Source organism: Nostoc sp. LPT, assembly GCF_017115165.1.
Classification (GTDB): domain Bacteria; phylum Cyanobacteriota; class Cyanobacteriia; order Cyanobacteriales; family Nostocaceae; genus Nostoc.
Genome location: NZ_JABXKF010000003.1, coordinates 1 through 21,295, shown reverse-complemented (window position 1 = coordinate 21,295; position 21,295 = coordinate 1). Strand labels below are relative to the sequence as shown.

General features: G+C 41.0%; 22 protein-coding genes. 9 read left to right on the top strand and 13 right to left on the bottom strand.

The features are described from left to right. Positions 1–141 precede the first annotated feature (141 nt). From cbiE to HWQ58_RS00495, 7 genes are all read right to left on the bottom strand, one after another. Positions 142–1,353 carry a precorrin-6y C5,15-methyltransferase (decarboxylating) subunit CbiE gene (cbiE, locus tag HWQ58_RS00525; protein WP_292856535.1) on the bottom strand — a complete coding sequence of 404 codons (1,212 nt, stop codon included), beginning with the start codon at positions 1,351–1,353 and terminating at the stop codon, positions 142–144. A 45-nt stretch (positions 1,354–1,398) separates the two neighbouring features. Then, positions 1,399–1,803: a VOC family protein gene (locus HWQ58_RS00520; protein ID WP_292856533.1), complete on the bottom strand. Its 405-nt coding sequence runs from the start codon at positions 1,801–1,803 to the stop codon at positions 1,399–1,401. Positions 1,804–1,821: 18 nt separating this feature from the next. Beyond that, the gene (gene miaE, locus HWQ58_RS00515; protein WP_292856531.1) at positions 1,822–2,418 is read right to left on the bottom strand and encodes a tRNA isopentenyl-2-thiomethyl-A-37 hydroxylase MiaE; all 597 of its coding nucleotides are present in this window, start codon (positions 2,416–2,418) and stop codon (positions 1,822–1,824) included. 111 nt (positions 2,419–2,529) lie between these two features. Further along, positions 2,530–2,673, bottom strand: a complete 144-nt coding sequence (locus HWQ58_RS00510; RefSeq protein WP_292856529.1) for a hypothetical protein — start codon at positions 2,671–2,673, stop codon at positions 2,530–2,532. Positions 2,674–2,821: 148 nt separating this feature from the next. After that, the gene (locus tag HWQ58_RS00505) at positions 2,822–3,691 is read right to left on the bottom strand and encodes a polyphosphate kinase 2 family protein (protein ID WP_292856527.1); all 870 of its coding nucleotides are present in this window, start codon (positions 3,689–3,691) and stop codon (positions 2,822–2,824) included. Positions 3,692–4,350: 659 nt separating this feature from the next. Then, complete coding sequence (locus HWQ58_RS00500) at positions 4,351–4,827, bottom strand: hypothetical protein (RefSeq protein ID WP_292856525.1); 477 nt, start codon at positions 4,825–4,827, stop codon at positions 4,351–4,353. A 149-nt stretch (positions 4,828–4,976) separates the two neighbouring features. Then, complete coding sequence (locus HWQ58_RS00495) at positions 4,977–6,260, bottom strand: proton extrusion protein PcxA (RefSeq protein ID WP_292856523.1); 1,284 nt, start codon at positions 6,258–6,260, stop codon at positions 4,977–4,979. Positions 6,261–6,992: 732 nt separating this feature from the next. Here HWQ58_RS00495 and HWQ58_RS00490 point away from each other — a divergent pair. The 4 genes from HWQ58_RS00490 to HWQ58_RS00475 all read left to right on the top strand — a co-directional run bounded on the left by HWQ58_RS00490 (position 6,993) and on the right by HWQ58_RS00475 (position 9,897). Next, positions 6,993–8,162 (top strand): tetratricopeptide repeat protein, encoded by a 1,170-nt coding sequence (locus HWQ58_RS00490; RefSeq protein ID WP_292856579.1) that lies wholly within the window; start codon positions 6,993–6,995, stop codon positions 8,160–8,162. Between the two features lie 90 nt (positions 8,163–8,252). After that, a complete protein-coding gene (locus HWQ58_RS00485; RefSeq protein WP_292856521.1) occupies positions 8,253–8,819 on the top strand; it encodes a Uma2 family endonuclease in 567 nt (188 codons plus the stop codon). 18 nt (positions 8,820–8,837) lie between these two features. Then, positions 8,838–9,092 (top strand): hypothetical protein, encoded by a 255-nt coding sequence (locus tag HWQ58_RS00480; protein ID WP_292856519.1) that lies wholly within the window; start codon positions 8,838–8,840, stop codon positions 9,090–9,092. Positions 9,093–9,324: 232 nt separating this feature from the next. Beyond that, positions 9,325–9,897, top strand: coding sequence for a tetratricopeptide repeat protein (locus HWQ58_RS00475; protein ID WP_292856517.1), 573 nt, complete (start codon positions 9,325–9,327; stop codon positions 9,895–9,897). Positions 9,898–9,919: 22 nt separating this feature from the next. Here the strand turns inward: HWQ58_RS00475 and HWQ58_RS00470 are convergent, their stop codons facing one another. Then, the gene (locus tag HWQ58_RS00470) at positions 9,920–10,549 is read right to left on the bottom strand and encodes a hypothetical protein (RefSeq protein WP_292856515.1); all 630 of its coding nucleotides are present in this window, start codon (positions 10,547–10,549) and stop codon (positions 9,920–9,922) included. 55 nt (positions 10,550–10,604) lie between these two features. On the opposite strand from HWQ58_RS00470, the gene HWQ58_RS00465 reads away from it, so the two are divergent. Together HWQ58_RS00465 and HWQ58_RS00460 are read left to right on the top strand one after the other, a co-directional pair. Then, positions 10,605–10,739 carry a hypothetical protein gene (locus HWQ58_RS00465; RefSeq protein ID WP_292856513.1) on the top strand — a complete coding sequence of 45 codons (135 nt, stop codon included), beginning with the start codon at positions 10,605–10,607 and terminating at the stop codon, positions 10,737–10,739. Positions 10,740–11,326: 587 nt separating this feature from the next. After that, positions 11,327–12,307 carry a tetratricopeptide repeat protein gene (locus HWQ58_RS00460; RefSeq protein ID WP_292856511.1) on the top strand — a complete coding sequence of 327 codons (981 nt, stop codon included), beginning with the start codon at positions 11,327–11,329 and terminating at the stop codon, positions 12,305–12,307. Between the two features lie 367 nt (positions 12,308–12,674). On the opposite strand, the gene HWQ58_RS00455 is transcribed toward HWQ58_RS00460, so the two are convergent. Next, entirely contained in the window at positions 12,675–13,841 is a 1,167-nt protein-coding gene (locus HWQ58_RS00455; RefSeq protein ID WP_292856577.1) for a pyridoxal phosphate-dependent aminotransferase, read from the bottom strand. A gap of 239 nt (positions 13,842–14,080) precedes the next feature. Here HWQ58_RS00455 and HWQ58_RS00450 point away from each other — a divergent pair, with 239 nt between their 5' ends. Next, a complete protein-coding gene (locus HWQ58_RS00450; protein WP_292856509.1) occupies positions 14,081–14,749 on the top strand; it encodes a ribonuclease in 669 nt (222 codons plus the stop codon). Positions 14,750–14,822: 73 nt separating this feature from the next. Here HWQ58_RS00450 and HWQ58_RS00445 read toward each other — a convergent pair whose 3' ends face one another. Further along, positions 14,823–15,905: a class I fructose-bisphosphate aldolase gene (locus tag HWQ58_RS00445; RefSeq protein WP_292856507.1), complete on the bottom strand. Its 1,083-nt coding sequence runs from the start codon at positions 15,903–15,905 to the stop codon at positions 14,823–14,825. A gap of 364 nt (positions 15,906–16,269) precedes the next feature. On the opposite strand from HWQ58_RS00445, the gene HWQ58_RS00440 reads away from it, so the two are divergent. Further along, a complete protein-coding gene (locus HWQ58_RS00440) occupies positions 16,270–16,584 on the top strand; it encodes a hypothetical protein (protein ID WP_292856505.1) in 315 nt (104 codons plus the stop codon). Between the two features lie 32 nt (positions 16,585–16,616). Here the strand turns inward: HWQ58_RS00440 and HWQ58_RS00435 are convergent, their stop codons facing one another. The 3 genes from HWQ58_RS00435 to HWQ58_RS00425 form a co-directional block, all read right to left on the bottom strand. Next, entirely contained in the window at positions 16,617–19,310 is a 2,694-nt protein-coding gene (locus HWQ58_RS00435; RefSeq protein WP_292856503.1) for an AAA family ATPase, read from the bottom strand. Between the two features lie 84 nt (positions 19,311–19,394). Further along, positions 19,395–19,586: a hypothetical protein gene (locus HWQ58_RS00430; RefSeq protein WP_366837094.1), complete on the bottom strand. Its 192-nt coding sequence runs from the start codon at positions 19,584–19,586 to the stop codon at positions 19,395–19,397. A gap of 14 nt (positions 19,587–19,600) precedes the next feature. Next, positions 19,601–20,698 carry an ATP-binding protein gene (locus HWQ58_RS00425; RefSeq protein WP_292856501.1) on the bottom strand — a complete coding sequence of 366 codons (1,098 nt, stop codon included), beginning with the start codon at positions 20,696–20,698 and terminating at the stop codon, positions 19,601–19,603. A gap of 215 nt (positions 20,699–20,913) precedes the next feature. On the opposite strand from HWQ58_RS00425, the gene HWQ58_RS00420 reads away from it, so the two are divergent. Beyond that, entirely contained in the window at positions 20,914–21,150 is a 237-nt protein-coding gene (locus HWQ58_RS00420) for a hypothetical protein (RefSeq protein ID WP_292856499.1), read from the top strand. Positions 21,151–21,295 lie beyond the last annotated feature (145 nt).

Below are 21,295 nucleotides of genomic sequence, written 5' to 3'. Positions count from 1 at the left end.
TATGGTCTTAGCAAAATACATTTTACAAACTATACCGCGTATAACAAGGCAAGAATTTACGTAAGTTATAACCAAATTACAAAAGCGATGTCTGCGATAAGACGAAGCGTCTACGCACTTATAACTTTAACTATTGAATTTTTAAGACTTCACTACTACCCATTGCGTCACAGCCGCCATTGCTCGCCAACCTAAAAATTTACCAATAGGTTCCGCTCGCTGAATGGCAATACGAGTTAAATTGCCTCCGACTCGTTCATGCCATTTAAATAAAGTTTGCTCACCTTCTACCGTGACAACATTTGCTACTAAACGTCCACCCGGCTGTAGTGCTTCCCAGCAAATATCAAAAAGTCCCGTTGCTGTCACCCCACCACCAATAAAAATGGCATTTGGTGCTGGCAAATCTTTCAGGGTATGGGGCGCTTTACCTTCAATGATTTGCAGATTTGGAGTTCCGAGAGTGGCGGCATTATCGGCAATATACAGTAGTCTAGAGGAGTTTTGTTCGATCGCGATCGCTCGACATCGAGCATTACTCCGCATCCATTCAATTGAAATTGAGCCGCAACCCGCGCCCACATCCCACAATAATTCTCCCGGTGTGGGAGCCAAAGCTGCTAGGGTAATTGCCCTAACTTCACGCTTCGTTAATTGGCCATCGTGGTGGTAGGCGTTATCTGGTAATCCTGGTAATCTTGGTAATCGGATAACTCCAGTATCAGCAATACAATCAACTGCGATCGCATTCAACACTGCAACTTCAGTTTCACCCCAAGATGCAGCCGTAGCTTCCACAATTCTTTCATGAGTGCCGCCCATACGCTCCAATACAGCGATCTTACTGCCACCATAGCCGCGATTTGTCAAAATTTGAGCAACAAGCGTTGGTGTGTCTTTCCCCTCACTCAAAATCAACAGCCGCGCTCCCGGATAAATGTAAGACTGGAGTAGGGAGGATGGACGACCATTCAAACTCAAGGTTTCCACCTCAGTTAAAGACCATCCCACCCTGGCACAGGCGAGGCTGAAGGCTGAAGGTGCGGGAATAATCGTCATTTCAGAGACGGGAATTCGCCGGATTAAGGTGACACCAATGCCATAACACATCGGATCGCCGCTTGCAAGTACGCAGATTGACTGACCCCGACGTTGGATGATTTCCTCTACCGAAGCACTAATGGGAGATGTCCAGACTAGTTTCTCACGTCGATCGTCTGTAGGGAGCATTGCTAAATGGCGATCGCCTCCTACAATTACTTTGGCTCGATCGAGTAAAGAAAGAGCGATCGCGCTTAACCCCTGTAATCCATCTTCCCCAATGCCAACAATAGAAAGCCATTTGTGTATCATGCTAATTCATGATTAATTACTTCATAACGTTGTTGGCAGGAACTTTTAACTAACAATTCCTAGATTGTTGTAGATTTCGATGAGATTGCCATCAGGATCGCGCAAATGAGCTGTGCGGATTCCCCAGCTTGGGCGATCTTGTGGTTGAGTCACAACGACCGCATTCTGAGCCTTTACTTGCTCATAGACTTCATCCACGTTATCGACTGCCAAAATCAAGACAATTTTATCTCGATTGACAACATACGAAGGCTGTTCAATTCTTGGGACTACTTCAGCCATTAATTCTTTTTTGAACAAACCCAGCTTGAGATATCCGGCATTAAACTCAGCATATCCGCTATCTTCATCGCCCCAATCGACATCAAATTTCAGCAGATCCCGGTAAAACAGAAAAGAATCTTTGTAGTTGGAGACAAGCAGTCTCAGGTGTGTTAGCTGAAGCTTCATATCTGTTGGGTTAGTCTACTAACTGTGAATTCTAGGTTCTGGGTGCAAAGTCGCTAGCAACTCGCTTTCGACAATTGCTAATTCATCAAGCCGTTGCATGACAATTTCTTTGTCGAAATAAGTAGCAGCTAAAACCCAATATATACCGTAGTGACGCGCTTCGGATGCCATTAGCCCACGATAAAATTTTGCTAACTCTGGCTCTGGACAGTGAGCAGCTAATAGTCCCAGGCGCTCGTGAGAGCGAGCTTCAATTAAACCAGTGACTAGTAAGGAATCCAGAAATCGCTCAGGTTCTTTGGGGCGTACTTGAGATTTTAAACCCGCGCCATATGGAGGCGGTGGTAGGGGAGCTAAGGGAATATTTCGGCGTTCTAACCATTGGTTAACTAACTCAAAGTGTTCTAGTTCTTCGCGGGCGATCGCAGTTAACTCCCGTACCATTTTAGTATTGGAAGGGTAGCGAAACATCATGTTCAAGGCCACGCCTGCTGCTTTGCGTTCACAGTGGGAGTGGTCAAGTAAGATAATATCTAAGTTAGCGATCGCTTGTTCAACCCAAGCAAAGCTAGTGGGCTGTTTCAGGACGTTGATAGTTGGTAACTGAGTAAGCACAGAGTTAAAAAACTCCAGAATTTAAATTTCGCTGAGTATCCTAGCAAATTGATTTTAACGGAATTATTTTTTGGACAAAGTTCAATAATTGATCAGTGGTGAAGGGTTTCGCTAAAAAGCCTTGGATACCAATAACCATAGATTGTACCAATGCCTCATATCATGTCCGGCTGAGGCTGCGATCGCCACTATATCAAAGGCAGCATTAGTAAAGTGAGGTAGATGCTTTTTGGCATTTTCTGCCATCTCAATCATAATTTTGCGCCTATAACTATCTGCGTAACTTCTTTAGTTACAAATAGCATTAATTAAGTTATAATTTTTTTATTCGTATTTACATATATTATACAGTATATTTTAACTATTTCGGTATTTTTTTGCCTTTACCTTTCAAATTCACAGGTTAATCTTCCTGCTCTAGAATACGTTTCGCCTCCAAAAGTTGCTGCTTATGTTCCTCACTAACTGTTGGGTATTGCAGATTTAGTTCCTCTAATTTTGTGCAGATAATATTGGCAACGGTCAGGCGGGTAAACCATTTGCGATCGGCAGGAATAATATACCACGGCGCCCATTTAGTACTAGTATTATTAAAAACCTCTTCATAAGCATTCATATAATCATCCCAAAAAGCTCGTTCTCGGACATCATTATCTGAAAACTTCCAATTTTTATCAGGAGAGTTAATCCGTGCTAAAAAGCGTTTTTTCTGCTCTGATTTAGAGACATTTAGAAAAAACTTCAGAATGATTACACCATTATCAACCAAATATTTTTCAAAGTTATTGATTTCTTCAAAACGCTGTTTCCATATCTTTTTTCCATTAGTCAAGTGAGGAAGTTGCTGTTTTTGAAGCATTTCTGGATGGACGCGAACCACTAGTACTTCTTCATAGTACGAACGGTTGAATATGCCAATTCTTCCTCTTTCTGGCAGAGCTTTCATTGAGCGCCACAAGTAGTCATGGTCTAATTCTTCCGCACTAGGGCCCTTAAAACTAAACACCTGAAATCCCTGCGGATTAACACCAGAAGTCACGTGTTTAATTGTGCTGTCTTTGCCAGCAGCATCCATTGCTTGAAAAATAATCAACAGAGCATAGGTATTTTGAGCATAGAGAATATTTTGGTAATTAGCTAGTCGTTCAACATCTACCTGTAATTTAGTTGCAGCATCAGTTTTTTCATGAAAATCAGTTTTATAAGCTGGGTCATAGTTTTTTTTCAGAGAAATCTTTGAACCTGGCGAAACAATGAAAGCATCATGATTCATGTATAAAATCTCCTAGCAGCTAATTATTAATACATAAGTATGTTTTCGAGCGTTAATTCATGAAAGTTATAATTTATTAATAGTAATACCAATTTGAAAAAAGAATGCGATAAATAGACCATTTGTAGAGAAGCGATGAATCGCGTCTTTACCCAAGGATGTGTTGCAATCATTAATTGAATTGGTATAAGAATTCAGTACCCAAGATTTAGGAGTCAGAATTGATCGGTAATTTAGAATAATTGGTATATTTATTCACCAAAGCTCATCCTGATTTTTTAACCATTATGCCTTATCCAGAAACCTTGTAGAGAGTTAGCACTGCTACCTCTCTACATTCTTTTTCACCAAAACAGTGCCTCAGCAAGCGAGTAACTCGGCTTAGAGTAAAAAGTAAAATTAATTGCACTCAGCATATAGGGTCTGAGAGCAACTAAATTTATTTATGAAAAAAATAAAAATATTTTTTTGAGACACGACATGCTGTGAAAAAGCGAAAAACGCGGTCTTGGGCAAAGCCCCAAGTGGAGCGATTTTTCAAGACAATATGTCCAAGTTTTCAATCCCCTAGTTTTAACTATGGGATTATACTCGCTTGCTGAGGCACTCAGTACTCACCACTACTGAATCATCTTTCTATGACAAAACTTAGTTACGAATTAGTTCCGTCGTTTTGGCATAGGACGCATTGTTTCACGTCCCAAGATAAACATCCCCGTGATACCTAAACAGACAAACCAAATATATTGATACCAATATTGCCGAATCTGCTCAACTGTACTGGTTTTTGGATGCAATGTATTTAAGTATAGCAACAGCACCAATATCATGAGCGCTCCAAAACCAACAAGGCTCAAGCCAACAAGAATTCGTGCCGGACGCAGTTCAAAATCACTAATAGTATTTAGGTCAATTTCTGCCAGTTCTTTAAAGGAGTCATCCGCCAAAGATGAGGTTGCTTGGAATCTATTGCTCAGTTTTGGTGGCAAAATCGGCAACAGTTTTGCAACAGTTGGGCGACGAAGCAAAGCCTCAGTATCTCGCAGCAGTTCCAGCGGCTTACGAGTATTAGTTGGTTGAGCAAACTCTATGTTGTCTGTAGGGGGTGAGGCATTAGCTTTGCTTTCAAAATCCATAGTATACTTCGGAAAAACCAGGATATATAGCCTAGCGAATCAAAAGACAAATGCGTGAAAATAATTCGTAATTTGTAATTAATTGATTTATGGGAAAAAATATATTTTTTACTCAAAGTAAATGAATTTGGGCGTTGGATAATTACAAATTACTCGTCCATCTCTTTTAATGTAGCTAATGCCGATGGAGATAAACGACTGAGATAGCGGAATATCCAGTATTTAAAGATAGTGTTTAAAATCACAGGAAATGTAGCAATAAATAAAAATATTACATTTCTAGTGGCTGGTAGACCTAAATGCTCTGCCAATCCCGCAAGAAGGACTTCCCACCCATCTGGTGAGTGAAATCCGACAAATATATCTGTAAACAGAATAATAAAAAAAGCCTTGGCACTATCGCTGAGACCAGAGACAATGGTATCCATAAAAGACTTAAGAATCACAATTTCTCTTTTGCTCATGGCGATAACTATACCAAAAGAAAAGAGTGATATTAAATCAGCAAGAGCATTACTAATACTACTATTACTTTTTCTAATAAATTCTTCATAAATTTCAATTGCTTTACTTTTGATTTTTTCTTGTGTTAGCTCTGAAGAAAGTGGTGGTGCTTGATTAATAAAATATTCAAATCTCAATTCTGCTTGAAAATTATGTAATTCATGGAGAGCTTCTTTTTCCATGTCAGAATTGATGAATATTTTAGTTGCATTATCTCCTCTAACCCTTTCTAATATTGGAGTTACTATAAATTCCTTAGATAAATATTGAGTTAAAAGCGGTACAAGAATGAGAACTATCAAAAATCGCAGTGCAATTATTGTTCTACCTTTAGAAATGCGATAATTCCTGACAAACTCTTCTTCTGTCTGCGGTGCAAAATCTGCTTGAATTTTATTAATTCTTCTGCCAATAGAACTTTTAGCCAGTCTAGGTTTTTGAGTTGGAGCGTTAACTTGAGTATCATTTATGTTAGATGAATTTAGCTGTTTTTTTATTTTGGTATCATTAATGTTTAAAGGCTGATAATTTGATCTTAACGGAGTATTGTTAATTAGTTCATCTTTGATAGCATACTTCTCCACTACTTCATCAATAACCTTCAACTTTTCTAATAAAACAGAATTCGAGATATTGACAATTCCCCGACTAAGGTGGAATTCTGCAAGCCTGATCTTAATAATAGTTAGGTTCTTATTAAGATATACTTGCCAATAAGACATTACATTTTCAGTATATTTTACTGATTGTAAAGATATTTTTTTCTGCTCAAAATGTTCGTTCTCAATATTTTTAATTCTCTGAGCTGCTTGGTAAGCTTCTAAAAGTGCCCTTTCTGGTGTATTTGAAAACCAACGGTTAAGCGATCGCAAATATTTTTGGAAATTTTGGCGGAGTAGTTCTGCTGTTCTGGTAAGTGAGTTTTTCATTACATATATGACTTTTAGATAATGTGTATTATAGTTATATAATCATAAAAAATGGGTAATAACAGCTAAATAGTTAGTACAATCCAGATTTAGTTAATATTCCCTGATGCGATGTATCCGACGGGCTACGCCTACGCTAGCAATTTTATCAAAATAGAATTCAGTAGTCAGGAGCCAGAATTCATGTTGGGTATTTTGTGCTAAAAAGCGGATGAATCAAGGGCGTTTTTACACCCCCACGCTTATCTTCTCTTTCAGAGACGCTCTTGCGTTCTATTTAGTGGTCAACTTTCGTAGTGGCGGGTTCCAATCCCCCACTGATAGCGCCGGCGGCAAGCGAGTCCGCGATAGCAAAGCGGTAGCGAGTATTTTCGAGTCGCGTCTTGATTCTGACCGGAATTTCGGAGTCTCCGGCTTTGCTCCTGAATTCAGAATAGCTGAATTCTTTTTCAAATTACCTGTAAACTCAGATAGATCAGCATAAATTGACACTGGTTATTTATATTGGCAGTTTATCGATTACACTGTCATAATTAATACCATTTGTTAGTATTTCTGCTTGATACAAAAGCCTTGATTGTAACATTTCATAATCGAGGCAAATCTTCCACTATGCAGAGTCTATCACTGTTAAAGAGAATAGAAAGTAAAGATGTTGCTTTCTCATTTCCCTTATCCCTCTATTCACTACTCCCCACTCCCAAGTTTTAAATTATGAGTTTGAGTCTATGCATGATTGTGAAAAACGAAGCAGCAACATTGCCTAAATGCCTGAGCAGTGTGAGAAAAGTAGTGGATGAAATGATAGTCTTGGATACAGGCTCAATTGATCGCACTCCCAACATTGCCCAACAACTCGGTGCAAAAGTCCATCATTTTAAATGGTGTAATGACTTCAGTGCTGCTCGCAATGCAGCTCTCAAATATGTCACTAGTGATTGGATTTTGGTATTAGATGCTGATGAAACTCTGACTACAGCAATTGTACCGCAGTTACGAGAGGCGATCGCAATAGATGAATATCTGCTCATCAACCTCGTCCGTCAGGAAGTTGGTGCAGAACAATCTCCCTACTCTCTGGTTTCCAGGCTATTCCGCAATCATCCAGATATTTATTTTGATCGTCCTTACCATGCTTTGGTAGATGATAGCGTCTCAGAAATTTTAACCAGAGAACCCCATTGGCAAATAGGTTATTTACCTGGGGTTGCCCTTGTACACACAGGATATCAAAAAAGTGCGATCGCTCAAAATAACAAATATGCCAAAGCCGCTACGGCGATGGAAGGGTTTTTTGCAACTCATCCTAACGATCCCTATGTTTGCAGTAAATTAGGGGCGTTGTATGTGCAAACTGGGAAAATTTCTCAAGGTATGGATTTACTGAGACGAGGAATCACCGTTGCTGAAGACAACTACGATATTTTATATGAACTCCACTATCATTTAGGAATAGCCTACAGTCGGTTGCAAAAATCCCCACAGGCAATTTCTCACTATCAAGCTGCCATTAAATTGCCAATTTATCCCATGCTCAAACTAGGAGCATACAACAACTTGGGTAACTTACTCAAAGCAGCAGGAGATTTCAACGGTGCGAAAACTGCTTATATCACAGCTTTGAAAATCGATCCTACTTTTGTTTTTGGACATTATAATTTGGCGATGACATTTAAGGCTTTGGGTTTATTTGCAGATGCGATCGTATATTATCAACACGCAATCACCTTAAATCCTAACTATGCCGAAGCATATCAAAATTTGGGGGTAGTGTTGCTGAAAATTGGCAATCATCAAGATAGTTTAACAGCTTTTAAAAAAGCGATCGCCCTTCATGAAAGGTATAATCCCGAAGAAGCGAAGAGACTACGCCAGGGGTTGCAGGAGATGGAGTTGATGTAGAGGTGAGGGGGCATGGGGGAGAATAACAAATGACAAATGACAAATGACAAATGACATTAGGATATTATTATCAATACTTCAGAGGTTTCGATGAGCCAAAGCATTGATGAACGGATACGCTGGACAAGTGCAGACTTAGAGTTATTGCCAGATAACGGTAATCGCTACGAAATTATCGATGGGGAATTATTTGTGACTAGGGCACTGCATTGGGGACATCAAAAAGCTACTGGTAATATTTGTGGAGAATTAAGAACTTGGTCACTCTCAACAGGTCTTGGTGAGGCTGTCCCAACACCAGGAATTATTTTTAGTGATGCAGATAACGTTATTCCCGATGTGGTTTGGGTAAGTAAAGAACGCCTCGCCATTTTACTTGATAATGAAGGACATTTAACGGGAGCGCCAGAACTGGTTGTAGAAGTACTTTCCCCTGGAGTCCAAAACGAGCGACGCGATTGCGAAATCAAGCTAAAATTATATGCTTCTAGAGGAGTTCAAGAATATTGGATTTTGAACTGGCAATTACAACAAGTTGAAGTGTATCGCCGAGAAAAAGCAGTTCTGAAATTAGTAGCAACATTATTCGCAACAGATGACCTCTCTTCACCTCTGTTACCAAATTTTGTTTGCAACGTGGGGCGATTGTTTGTGTGAATACCTGACAATTTAAGCTTGGTTCTCGAAAGTTCCAGTTCGGAACATGAAACTTCAGCTTCGCAAGCTGAAATTTTAGTCTCAGAACTCGGAACTTCAGGCTTAGAACTCGGAACTTCAGGCTTAGAACTCGGAACTTCAGGTTTAGAAGTTGGAACTTCAGGTTTAGAAGTTGGAACTTCAGCTTCAGAACTCGGAACTTCAGGCTTAGAAGTTGGAACTTCAGCTTTAGAACTCGGAACTTCAGCTTCAGGACAGAAAACATCAGGCTGAGAACCCTGAACATCAGGTTAAAAGACTTGCAATTAAAAAAATGCCCAGTAGCGTAATGCACGATCTTACATATTGTGGTGCTTAGAGACAAATCGCCGTAAAGTTCCTTAGTAAGCCTGTATTATTTTGTATAAACACTCAACAATAACATTTATTTTTTATGTTATTTATAAAACAATTCTTGTTAACTCAATTGTCGATAGGGGTTGCAAAAACCTTCGCCATAGCAACCTTGACTACATTTACCACTACTGCGACCATCAATCAGCCCAGTTATGCTAGCGACATAAATTTCTTGGGAATTCGTCTAACTGATGCTTCCAAAGTTGCAACACTCACGGCTAAAGACTTGTTTAATCAGGGTTTCGATAAGCAAAACAAAGGAGATTTGCAAGGAGCAGTTGCAGCTTATACTGAAGCAATTCGCCTCAATCCTAAGTATGCTGAAGCTTACAGCAACCGGGGTGTTGTCCGCGCTCGATTGGGAGATAACAACGGGGCAATCGAAGATTACAACCAAGCTTTGCGGATTAATCCCAACTATGCCTCAGCCTACATCAACCGGGGTGCTACCCGCGCTCGATTGGGAGATAACAACGGGGCAATCGAAGATTACAACCAAGCTTTGCAGATTAATCCCAACTCTGCCTCAGCTTACGGCAACCGGGGTAATGCCCGCTCTAAATTAGGAGATAAAAAAGGGGCAATTACTGACTTGCAGCAAGCCGCAGATATCTTTAAACAACAAGGACAAATAGAGAACTACCAAAAAGCGCTGGAAATCATTAACCAACTTCAGAAGTAGATCCTTGAGGCGTTGCATCTGTTTAGCCTTGCATCAAAATTCCCACTAAAATCTGCATCAAGATTTCCAAATCAGTTGGCACTCGATATAACATTAAATCTTGACTCACTTTCCTCTTTTGGCGATCAAAACTACCAAACTGCCAAATATCCCCAGTAGTCACAGCACCATACAAGATTGGCTCATCTGATTCTACCCACGTATCCAAGGCAATCAACTCTGTCGCTAACTGGGTAAACCCCCGTGTTAAATCTGCCTGTTTTGCTTCTACCACTAAAATATTGTGTTCTGACTGAAGATAGTAGTCTAAGTCACCTCTGAGATACTGGTTAACTTCAATGGGGTACTCAATATTAACTATTGCTTTTGTGATATGGGCTACTTCTAATAAAATGGGTGCGATTAATACTTCGCGTCTAGCCGCTTCACTAGTTAGACTAACACGAGCGATCGCTTCTTCTAGGCGTTGGTGTAAGTCTGATAGTCGAGTCAGTAATTCTGAAGCAGCGACAGGTAAATTAATTGAAGATTTAGTTAAAGTTACTCCTAATTCTCGCAAAATATCGGCGGGAGCAAATTTCATTAGAAAATAACTGCGAAATGTATAGAATTCATTTGGTTTAAGTATCGGCGGACGCTGACGTTCAGTCATGATAAAACCCACAAACTAGCAAACGATAAAAGGAGGTAGGAGTAGGATAACGTAGATGCAACAAGTATTTGAGACAATAATATCTATGCTTGAAACCCGTCCAATCCGCACCGAAGCTGATTATCGAGCTGCGCTTGATGAAATTGAAAAATTGATTCAACCATACCCTTTGATGCAAAATTCAGCTTGATGGTGCTGGAATTAATTGACATTAACTAAGCCCAAAACCCTTTTGACGTTTTTGCTCCCACCATTCATCTGAAACTTCAAGCTTAGAACTCGGAACTTGAGCTTCGGAACATGAAACTTCAAGCTTAGAACTCGGAACTTGAGCTTCGGAACATGAAACTTCAAGCTTAGAACTCGGAACTTGAGCTTCGGAACATGAAACTTCAAGCTTGGAACTCGAAATTTGAGCTTCGGAATATGAAACTTCAAGCTTGGAACTCACAACTTCGAGCTTAGAACTCGGAACTTCAAGCTTAGAACTCGGAACTTGAGCTTCGGAACTCGGAACTTCGAGCTTGGGACAGAAAACATAAGGCTGAGAACCCTGAACATCAGGTTAAAAGACTTACTAAAAAAATGTTCACTAGCGTAATGCAGTATCTTACATATTGTGGTGCTTAAAGATAAATCGCCGTAAAGTTCCTTAGTAAGCCTGTATTATTTTCTATAAACACTCAATAATAACATTTATTTTTTATGTTATTTATAAGACAATTCCTCTTTCCTCAATTGTCGATAGGGGTTGCAAAAACCTTGGTCATAGCAACCTTGACTACATTTACCACTACTGCAACCATCAATCAGCCCAGTTATGCTAGCGACATAAATTTCTTGGGAATTCGTCTTTCTCAAGCCCCCAAAGTTACAACGCCTACGGCTGAAGACTTCTATAATCAGGGTTTGGATAAGCTAAAGAAAGAAGATTTGCAAGGAGCAGTTGCAGCTTTTACCCAAGCTATTCGCCTCAATCCCAACTATTTCAACGCTTACTACAATCTGGGTGTTGCCCGGATAGGATTGGGAGATAACAAGGCGGCAATCGAAGATTTCAACCAAGCTGTGCGGATTAATTCCAACGATGCGAATTCTTACTACAGTCGGGGTGTTGCCCGGATGGGATTGAGAGATTACAAGGGGGTAATCGAAGATTGCAACCAAGCTATTCGCCTCAATCCCAAGAATGCCTATACCTACAGCATCCGGGGTTTTGCCCGAATGTTATTGCAAGATAACAAGGGGGCAATTGAAGATTACAACCAAGCTTTGGGGATTAATCCCAAGGATGCCGATACCTACAGCAACCGGGGTTTTGCCCGAATGTTATTGCAAGATAACAAGGGGGCAATTGAAGATTTCAACCAAGTTTTACGGATTAATCCCAAAGATGCCCAAGCATACAAGCTCCGGGGTTTGGCCCGCATTAAATTGGGAGATAACAAGGGGGGAATAGAAGATTTCAACCAAGCTTTGCGGATTAATCCCAACGATGCCGATACCTACAACAACCGAGGTTTAGCCCGCATTGAATTGGGAGATAACAAGGGGGGAATAGAAGATTACAACCAAGCTTTGCGGATTAATCCCAATTTTGCTCAAGCATACAGCAACCGAGGTTTAGCCCGCATTAAATTGGGAGATAAGCAAGGGGCAATTACTGACTTGCAGCAAGCCGCAGATATCTATAAACAACAAGGAAGAATACAGGATGCCCAAGAAGCGCTAGAAAGAATCAGCAAACTTCAGAAATAGGTACTTGAAGTTTTGTATTTGTGCAGGTGATTACAGAAAGCGATCGCTTTTGATTGTGGAGTGTCAGCATTAAAACACGAAGCTTCAGCATTGAAACACGAAACTTGAGGTTTAAAACTCAAAACTTCAAGCTTGAAACACGAAACTTGAGGTTTGGAACTCAAAACTTCAAGCTTGGAACACGAAACTTCAGCTTCGGAACACGAAACTTCAGCTTCAAAACTCGGAACTTCAGCTTCAGAACTCGGAACTTGAGGTTTAAAAATGAACTCCACCCCTTCTGAGTCGAAAAGGTGGAGTTAAGAAGTTGGAGAGTTGGTAAATTCTCCTCACAAATGACAAATGACAAATGACAACTGACAACTAACTAAATACGCGACTTGACAAATTTCTCTAATCTATCCATTCCCTTTTCAATCGTCGCCATATCTGTGGCGTAGGAAAGGCGAATGTTGTCATCAGCGCCAAAAGCAATTCCGGGAATGACTGCAACTTGATGTTCTTCCAACAAAGCGTCACAAAATTCTAGAGATTTTAGACCGGTTTTGCTGATATCAGGGAACAGATAAAAAGCGCCATCTGGTGAGGCGGTACTCAATCCGGGAATGGCGTTGAGTCTGTCTAGCATTACCTGTCGGCGTTTGGCGAAGGCTTGGCGCATTTCTTCGACACAATCTTGAGAACTTTGTAGTGCCGCGATCGCACCATATTGAGCAAAGGTACACACGTTAGATGTACTATGTCCTTGAATGGTACTCGCTGCTTTAATAATTTCCACTGGCCCCGCTAAATAGCCGAGACGCCACCCAGTCATGGAATAAGCTTTCGCAAACCCATTACTAATCAAAGTCCGGTCAAAAATTTCCTTCCCCACAGAACCGATGCTGATATGTTCTGCACCGTCGTAGAGAATCTTTTCATAAATCTCATCTGAGACGACAAAGATATCTGCATCAACTACTACCTGCGCCAGTGCTTTGATTTCGTCTGGCGTGTAAACCATCCCTGTGGGATTAGATGGAGAGTTGAGGATAAATAACTTGGTCTTTGGCGTGATTGCTTTACGGAGTTGTTCGGGAGTAATTTTATAACCCGTTGTGGCATCTGTAGTGACAATTACCGAAACTCCACCAACCAAAGTCACCATTTCGGGATAACTTAGCCAGTAGGGTGCAGGGATAATTACTTCATCACCTGGATCGATCAATGCCACAATTAAGTTGTACAGAGAATGCTTACCGCCATTGGTGACAATCACATTCTCTGACTTGTAATCAAGACCGTTGTCGGTTTTAAGCTTGTGGGCGATCGCTTCCCTTAACTTTGGTTCTCCGGCTGCTGCACCATACTTGGTTTTGCCTTCATCCAAAGCTTTGACTGCTGCGGCTTTAATATGCGCTGGGGTATCAAAATCTGGTTCTCCAGCGCTAAAACTACAAACGTCTATTCCTTCCGCCTTCAGTGCCTTAGCCTTGGCTGCGATCGCTAAGGTTAATGAAGGTGTTACCTGACTTACTCTTGCTGCCAGCTTCATTCTTACTATTTTTGGCAAATCTTTCACTTATCTAAGGATATCCCAGAATCCCTACCAAGATTTGCTTTTTCTGAATTCGTTGATAATCGGGGAGATGAGGGAGCAGGGGAAACAGGGGGGGCAGGGGGAGCAGGGGAGAATAATAATTTCTGACAAATGACTTTGCAAAGCAGTTTGATTCTTGACTCTTAACAATGTATCGTATATAACTTTATTTGTAGTGGAAACTAACTGTTTTTATGCAGATTAAGAAACTTTTAATTGCATCTTCTCTGCTAATTACTGGTATTTTTATACCTAATGCTGCCATTGCTCAAAATCGCGGTACTCCGGGTAAATTTGATTTTTATGTCCTGACACTCTCTTGGTCGCCGGATTATTGTGCGACAAATGGTAATCGTGACCAGCAGCAATGCGGTTCTGGAAGGAAACTTGGTTTTGTACTACATGGTTTGTGGCCGCAATATCAAACTGGTTATCCTGCTAATTGTTCCACGCAAAAATTACCGTCGGAAGTAAAGCGACGGTTTCCTAATTTGTTTCCTAGCAATAAACTTTATGATCATGAATGGGAAAAACATGGTACTTGTTCGGGGAAAACTCCTGCGGAATACTTGGGATTGAGTAAACAATTAAAAGATGCGATCGCTATTCCCGCAGCTTATAATCGCCCTAATCAACCCGTGCGTACCACAATTACAAATTTTAAAAATTCATTTGTGAGTGCGAATAATCAAATTACTGCTGATGGTGTAGCACCTTTTTGTTCAGGTTCGGGAAGATTTTTGCAAAAAGTCTTCTTTTGTTATTCCAAAAACGGTGAACCTGGTATTTGTAGCGCTGAGATTTTGAAGCGATCGCAAAAAAGTTGTGGTCAGCCTGATTTCTTATTAAGAAACGTTAGATAGCAATGGGGCATTGGGCATTGGGGAAATAATTGTTGTTATAACTGCTAACTCCCCAGTCCCCAGTCCCCAATCCCTAAGCTATCGTCACATCTGGCGACAAATAAACATCTTGAATGGTGTGAAACAGTTTTACACCTTCCTCAAAGGGACGTTGGAAGGTTTTTCGCCCAGAAATTAATCCTGAACCACCAGCGCGTTTGTTGATTACGGCGGTGCGTATTGCTTCGGCGAAATCATTTTTACCAGTCGCGCCACCAGAATTAATCAACCCCACACGCCCAGAGTAGCAATTCAGTACTTGGTAACGAGTTAAATCAATTGGGTGGTCGGTTGTCAATTCTGTGTAAACCCGCTCATCAGTTTTGCCGTAACTCTTACCAGTGGCTTTAGCAACTCCTCCGTAACCATTGTTATTTTCGGGTAACTTTTGTTTAATAATGTCGGCTTCAATGGTTACACCCAAATGATTCGCCTGTCCGGTGAGGTCAGCCGCAAGGTGGTAATCTTTGTCTTGTTTAAAAGCGTTATTCCGCAGATAACACCAAAGTATAGTCACTAAACCAAGTTCATGGGCGCGTTTAAAAGCTCGGCTGATTTCTTGGATTTGTCTGGTAGACTGCTCTGAACCAAAGTAAATTGTCGCACCGACGGCGGCGGCCCCTAAATTCCAAGCTTGTTCGACATCAGCAAACAATACTTGGTCAAATTGATTGGGGAAAGTCAGCAATTCGTTGTGATTGATTTTGGCAATAAAGGGAATTTTATGGGCATATTTGCGCGAAACTATACCTAATGTTCCCAAAGTGGTAGCAACAGCATTGCAACCAGCGGCGATCGCTAATTTGACAATATTTTCTGGATCGAAGTAAATCGGGTTGGGTGCAAAAGACGCGCCTGCTGAGTGTTCAATCCCTTGGTCTACCGGTAGAATCGAGAGATAGCCTGTGTTTGCCAGACGACCAGTAGAATAAAGTAACTGGAGATTACGCAATACTTGAGGATTGCGATCGCTGTTGAGCCAGATTCGATCTACAAAGTCTGGGCCCGGCAAATGTATTAAATCACGAGAAACTTTTGCTTTGTGGGTAAGCAGGTCTTCTGCCTCTTTACCTAGCAATGACTCAATAGAATTAGCCTCTTTGAGCGTTGTAGTCATAGTATTATCCTCAAAGTTTGAGCAAATGACCTTGTTTTTAAGATAGCATTTCTAATATTGCTAACTGGTTGTACGGAGATTAGTAATATGTCTTCTTTCTAAAGATATAGTAATTTTATTATATAAGTGAAAATCAAAAGGCTCCGATTACCCAGTTACTATTAAGAAGTCGGGAATCTTGTTGTGAATGATTAAGTAGGGCTATACTACCGGAAGTATTCAATCAACTTTCGGAATTAATGTTTTCAACTCAGTTATCAATTTCAAACAGTACAATCATACTATATTGGGGTTGTGGCTGAAATTTGAAAACCCATCTTCCCCCAATTGTGGTAATAATTTTGAACAGAATAAATACAATTATATGAGTAACTTTGAAATCGATATCGACTTCAGCAATATAGATTTAGCTTCCCTTGAGACAGAAGAAGATTTTCAACGAGAGGCAAAAATGTTACTCCCAAAGGCACTGGTCAAACTAGGTGAAAGTGTGGGTGAAAAGACTTGGGAAGAATTACAGCAAAAACTGCAAGGAACTGGAGGTAAACTCAAATCTTCTCCCAGCGAGAAACGTAGGTTTATTCAAGAAACCGGGAGAACTTATCAACGAAATGCTAGTAACAAAGAAAAACGAGAACTAGAAGACTATATAGTAGAGCAATTACGCCAGCACAAGTAGTATTTGTCATAATTTAACTTACCGGACATGATTCAAATAAACCAGCGGCGAATTAACTCCACTTGGAAGCGATAGCCGGCGTCAACTTCCTCAATTAACTCACGTTGCAACAGCAAGTTGAAAGTAATATCAGCATGAGGGAACTGTTGCAATAGAGTTTGGCGGCTAACTATAGCCCCTTCCCCTTGAGCGGCGATAAAACGTAGAATAGCTTGTCCGGTGGCGTCTACTTGGTTGTTTTGAATGTCAGCGAAGAAAAAGCCCCCACTTTGCAAAGCTTCTGGTATCGCGGCTTCCACATCCGCTAAAGTTGCCAATCGCCGGATAGAGGGGTGTTGTTCGTTCTTAAGAACGATAATTTCTGCACATAGTAGTTGTACTAGAAATGGGTGACAGCGGGTGAGTTGTAGCACTCGCTCAACAGCGTTGGGTTCATAGCGGAGAGTCAAATCTTTGACAGGACGTTCAATTAATTGTCGTGCTTCCGCTTCTTTGAGATAGGAGATATGCACTACTTGGACATTAATTAGATAACTAGCCCAGCGCTGATATTCTTCGATAGTATGAGAGCCAGCGAGTAAAACCTTGAAGCGGGGATGATGTTGGATGAGGTGACGTAACATACCCAAAACATCCTGTTCATCAAATCGACCTTTGGCTATAGCTTTGTCTAGCACCTCGAATTCATCTAGCGCTAGTAAAGCAGTATTTTGTTCTAGAGCTTGTTCTACTTTATCTAGCCATTCATAGAAATAGGTGAAAGGGTCAGATTGTAGCACTTCGCGGGCTAGGGACGGTAGAGTTAGACCTTGCTTTTTCGCTGACTTTTCCATCTCTCTAGCCAGGTTGTAGAGAAAACCTGCATGGTCACTAGCTGATGAAGGTGCGCCTTGCAAGTCCACAAACATGGGGATGATGGTATTAGGTAGTAACTTTCCGATGTTATTGAGGAGAGAAGTTTTACCCATACGTCGCTGACCATACAGTAGCAGAGGTGGACGACGGCGATCTAAAAGTAACTGCTCTATGCGTAAGCCAATGTCATCACGCCCTGTGAAAATTTCTTGCTCTAGTGTGAGCGGTACACCAATAATATAAGGGTTGTCAATTTCTTTATTTTGTTCAACTTTGATAGCTAGTTCTTCTATATATCTATTGATTACATTCAGCCATATTTTCGCAAAAGGTAGAAAAAAAGAAGCGTATTTATTATTAATGCGGTTGAAATTTTCCAGTTGTCCATTTAACTTTTCTGCTACAGCTTTAAGAGCTATACGCTTGTTGTAATTATTTTTTTGTTCTAATGCTGCGTTTACATCCTGACTGATGCGAGTAAAGATACGTAGAACAGAATTAATTGAGTTCCCTAATTCCTCAATTTCTATAGTGCGATGAAGCTGACGTATAGCTTCTATATCACCACATTTTCTTAGGCTAAGTGCATCTTTGCAAATTTGAACAGCCCAATTTTGGTGACTTTTATTGATATAATCAATGGCAGCTTCACCCTCGTTTGGGTTATGTTCTATGACTAAAAGTAAGTACTTATCTAAGCCATATAAAGGTATGCGTTGAAATTGATCCCAAAAGGCTGAATGATAACGCAACGAACTTGAATACTCATCTTTATTTTTATCAATAAATTCATAAGGCAAACGTAAGATTGACTCTATAAATGTCTCATTGGTGCGTCTTTGGTTAATTCGATTTCGAGAAGGAAATATATTAGACAATCTTAATAAAATAGAAGGCTGGTTGATGCGATTTTTTTCCAACCGATAAAGTGCTAAATTCCATAATTGGAGTGATGGGTATAAAACTATTGGTCGCCATAAGTTGATAGTTATACCCAGAAATAACAGCACAGCAAACGCCACGCCTTCTGCCACTCCAAACGTCACACCTTCCGCCACGCCAAACGCCACGCCAAACGCCACGCCAAACGCCACGCCAAACGCCACGCCTTCCGCTATACCAAATGCCATACCAAACGCTACGCTAAACGCCATGTCAAATGCCACGCCTAACGCCATGCCAAACGTTACACCTTCTGTAACGCCTACCGCCACGCCTAACGCCACGCCTAACGCTACGCCAAACGCCACGCCTAACGTTACGCCAAACGCTACGCCAAATGCCATGCCTTCTGCCATGCCTTCTGCCATGCCTTCTGCCATGCCTTCTGCCATGCCTTCCATGCCTACTGCCACGCCAAATGCCACGCCTAACGCCACGCCAAATACCACGCCTAACGCCACGCCAAATGCCACACCTAACGCCACACCTAACGCTACGCCAAATGCCACACCTAACGCTACGCCAAATGCCACGCCAAACGCTACGCCTTCTGCCACACCAAACGCCACGCCTTCCGCCACACCAAACGCCACGTTTAATGCTACACAACACCCTAAGCTTGAGGCCACAATAGACAAAATATTTGGTAATGGCTGACCTAATCCCCAAAGTACTAAACCAAGGATAAAATTAGCCCAGAGAGGTACAATTAAATACCCTTGTAGCACTGGCTGCCATACAGATGGTTTGTTCAAGTCTGCTAAAGAGGTAATCTCGTTTTTAATATGTAAAGTGTGCTGATACCAAGCTACAGGACGAAAAAATAGCCAAAACAATAGTTGCAAACCACCTACAATCAAATTAGAGTGTGGTTTAGGTGCATCAGTGTAGATTTCAGCATAATTAGTGGGTGAGTTTTGAGAAGGCATAATTTGCCTGCTTAGCTTAATAGTAGAGATATTGAAGATATTGTTGTCATTGCAAACGCAGTCATTACAGCACTTCCCAATCTTCTATGGAACAGGCTCAATTGGTTCATTGTAATGAATAACCTTTCCTTGTAAAGGATAAGGGTTAGAGTCTGAAGCTTGGGAAGAACGTTCTAAGATTAGAATTTCTACTGCTTCACTTGCTTGAAATGGTAAATCCTCAAGAATCAAGGTTCCGTTTTTAGTTAACTTTGTTTCAGTTCGGTGTGCTTTCATAGTTACTCTGCTAGTTATGAATTTAATAAATGAGTAAATGATTTCATTTGTCGTAATCCTTCCTCACGCCAATTATCATCATTCTCCCCTTCTTCTAAGTTAAATAATTTTTCTCTACACAGAATTTGTAACAACAGTGGCCAGCAGCAACTTTGTGTCAAAATCCACTCTACATCTTCATCAGTGAAGGCAATGGGCGAACTAGCTATCAATTCCCGCGCTTCTGTCTCAGTCAATGCTCCCAGATATGCGGTGTAGCCGAAAATATTGAAAAAGGGTGAACTGTGTCCTGTGTTTCGCGCTAGTTCCATCGGTGATTCAGGGGTAGCCAAGACAAATGCTAGATTGCCCCCTGTATGGTTAGTCGCCAAAGACCGCAAACATTCCCAAAAGCCATCATCTAATTCTGGACAGCGTTGCAATCCAACACTAATTTCATCCAATAAGATGACTGTGGGAGAATGCAAATTATCGCTGACTACATCCATGAAACGATCTAAATCGCAAGGTGTAGGCATTTGCATCTTCAGTGATTCTAGGATGTACTTTAGTAGTCCGTCTCGACTTTGCATTCGTGCGTCTTGCAAGTCTACAAAAATCCAACAGTAATTTTCTGGATGCGGTAGCCAGTCATATTTTTGAGTAGGACGCAGCTGTTCTGCTGGGGTGGTGGTGATATTTTTTAGGTAGTGCAGCAAGGATGTTTTACCACTGCGCTTTTTACCGATAATGGCGGCGTTTTGTAGGGGATGGCGTTTGAGTAAGTTGAAGAGGCGTTTTAATTCTTTCTCTCGTCCAAAAAAGTAACGCGGCTGGGTGATGGGTGTGCCAATGATGAAGGGTGATGCTTCCCCGTTAGTTGGCTGAGGTTTAGGCGGTTGAGTTTCTGGTTCTTTGTATGCAATGTCTTGCCAGTCTAAACCCAGTTTTTTGCTAAGTTCTACAAAATTTAGATAGTCAACAGGTTTACCAGTGAGAAAGCTTTTGACTGTGGAGAGAGAAAATCCTGTGTCAGTAGCCAAAGACTGCTGGCTAGGATAGCCGTTACGCTGAGGTGCTGACTTGACTTTTTCAATATACTCTGGGGCTACTCGGAGCGATCGCGCCATCATTCCTCATGGAGAATCTGCTGTGAGTATATCAGGTTTTTATACTAGCTAAATAACCTTGCTGTTGAGCGATCGCCTCTTGCACTCTACTAAATTAGAGTCATCCTGAACTTAACCGATAATCAACTAATAACTCGTCTATGGATGACTATTTCTCAACTCCTTTCTCAGCCAGCACCAAGTTGTAATGGGAATGTAAGGAATTAAGGGCTTTAAAAATGAAACGAGAATTGGGAATTCTGCAAATTACCTTATCGCTTTGCGGAGTGATGATGTTTGGTACAGTCACTTACACTGCGATTAATATGGTAAATGGTCAATACCAAGTTGAAATGGCGCTCAATACTAAGGGACTCATCATTAAGTCAGATATTGACAAAAGGCAATGCGAAGCAGTAAAAAATATTGCCCAAAAGCAGGAAAGCACAAATTCCAACCAGAAGACGATTAGGTAAGAGTAAAAATCAGTGATGAGTTAGAATCAATAACTTCTAATTTATTGTAAATGAGTCTTTAATACTCGCGGACGAGTCTTTAATACTCGCGGACGAGTCTTTGATACTCGTGGACGAGTCTTTGATACTCGTGGACGAGTCTTTG

Excerpts from the sequence above, each read along its gene's own strand:
- HWQ58_RS00495 (WP_292856523.1), bottom strand. The coding sequence starts at position 6,260 with ATGAAAAACTCACTTACCAGAACAGCAGAACTACTCCGCCAAAATTTC.
- HWQ58_RS00505 (WP_292856527.1), bottom strand. The coding sequence starts at position 3,691 with ATGAATCATGATGCTTTCATTGTTTCGCCAGGTTCAAAGATTTCTCTG.
- HWQ58_RS00445 (WP_292856507.1), bottom strand. The coding sequence starts at position 15,905 with ATGACTACAACGCTCAAAGAGGCTAATTCTATTGAGTCATTGCTAGGT.
- HWQ58_RS00520 (WP_292856533.1), bottom strand. The coding sequence starts at position 1,803 with ATGAAGCTTCAGCTAACACACCTGAGACTGCTTGTCTCCAACTACAAA.
- HWQ58_RS00450 (WP_292856509.1), top strand. The coding sequence starts at position 14,081 with ATGCAGATTAAGAAACTTTTAATTGCATCTTCTCTGCTAATTACTGGT.
- HWQ58_RS00430 (WP_366837094.1), bottom strand. The coding sequence starts at position 19,586 with ATGAAAGCACACCGAACTGAAACAAAGTTAACTAAAAACGGAACCTTG.
- HWQ58_RS00455 (WP_292856577.1), bottom strand. The coding sequence starts at position 13,841 with ATGAAGCTGGCAGCAAGAGTAAGTCAGGTAACACCTTCATTAACCTTA.
- HWQ58_RS00420 (WP_292856499.1), top strand. The coding sequence starts at position 20,914 with ATGAAACGAGAATTGGGAATTCTGCAAATTACCTTATCGCTTTGCGGA.
- HWQ58_RS00435 (WP_292856503.1), bottom strand. The coding sequence starts at position 19,310 with ATGCCTTCTCAAAACTCACCCACTAATTATGCTGAAATCTACACTGAT.
- HWQ58_RS00510 (WP_292856529.1), bottom strand. The coding sequence starts at position 2,673 with ATGATTGAGATGGCAGAAAATGCCAAAAAGCATCTACCTCACTTTACT.
- HWQ58_RS00425 (WP_292856501.1), bottom strand. The coding sequence starts at position 20,698 with ATGATGGCGCGATCGCTCCGAGTAGCCCCAGAGTATATTGAAAAAGTC.
- HWQ58_RS00440 (WP_292856505.1), top strand. The coding sequence starts at position 16,270 with ATGAGTAACTTTGAAATCGATATCGACTTCAGCAATATAGATTTAGCT.
- HWQ58_RS00465 (WP_292856513.1), top strand. The coding sequence starts at position 10,605 with ATGCAACAAGTATTTGAGACAATAATATCTATGCTTGAAACCCGTCCA.
- HWQ58_RS00490 (WP_292856579.1), top strand. The coding sequence starts at position 6,993 with ATGATTGTGAAAAACGAAGCAGCAACATTGCCTAAATGCCTGAGCAGT.
- cbiE (WP_292856535.1), bottom strand. The coding sequence starts at position 1,353 with ATGATACACAAATGGCTTTCTATTGTTGGCATTGGGGAAGATGGATTA.
- HWQ58_RS00500 (WP_292856525.1), bottom strand. The coding sequence starts at position 4,827 with ATGGATTTTGAAAGCAAAGCTAATGCCTCACCCCCTACAGACAACATA.
- HWQ58_RS00485 (WP_292856521.1), top strand. The coding sequence starts at position 8,253 with ATGAGCCAAAGCATTGATGAACGGATACGCTGGACAAGTGCAGACTTA.
- HWQ58_RS00470 (WP_292856515.1), bottom strand. The coding sequence starts at position 10,549 with ATGACTGAACGTCAGCGTCCGCCGATACTTAAACCAAATGAATTCTAT.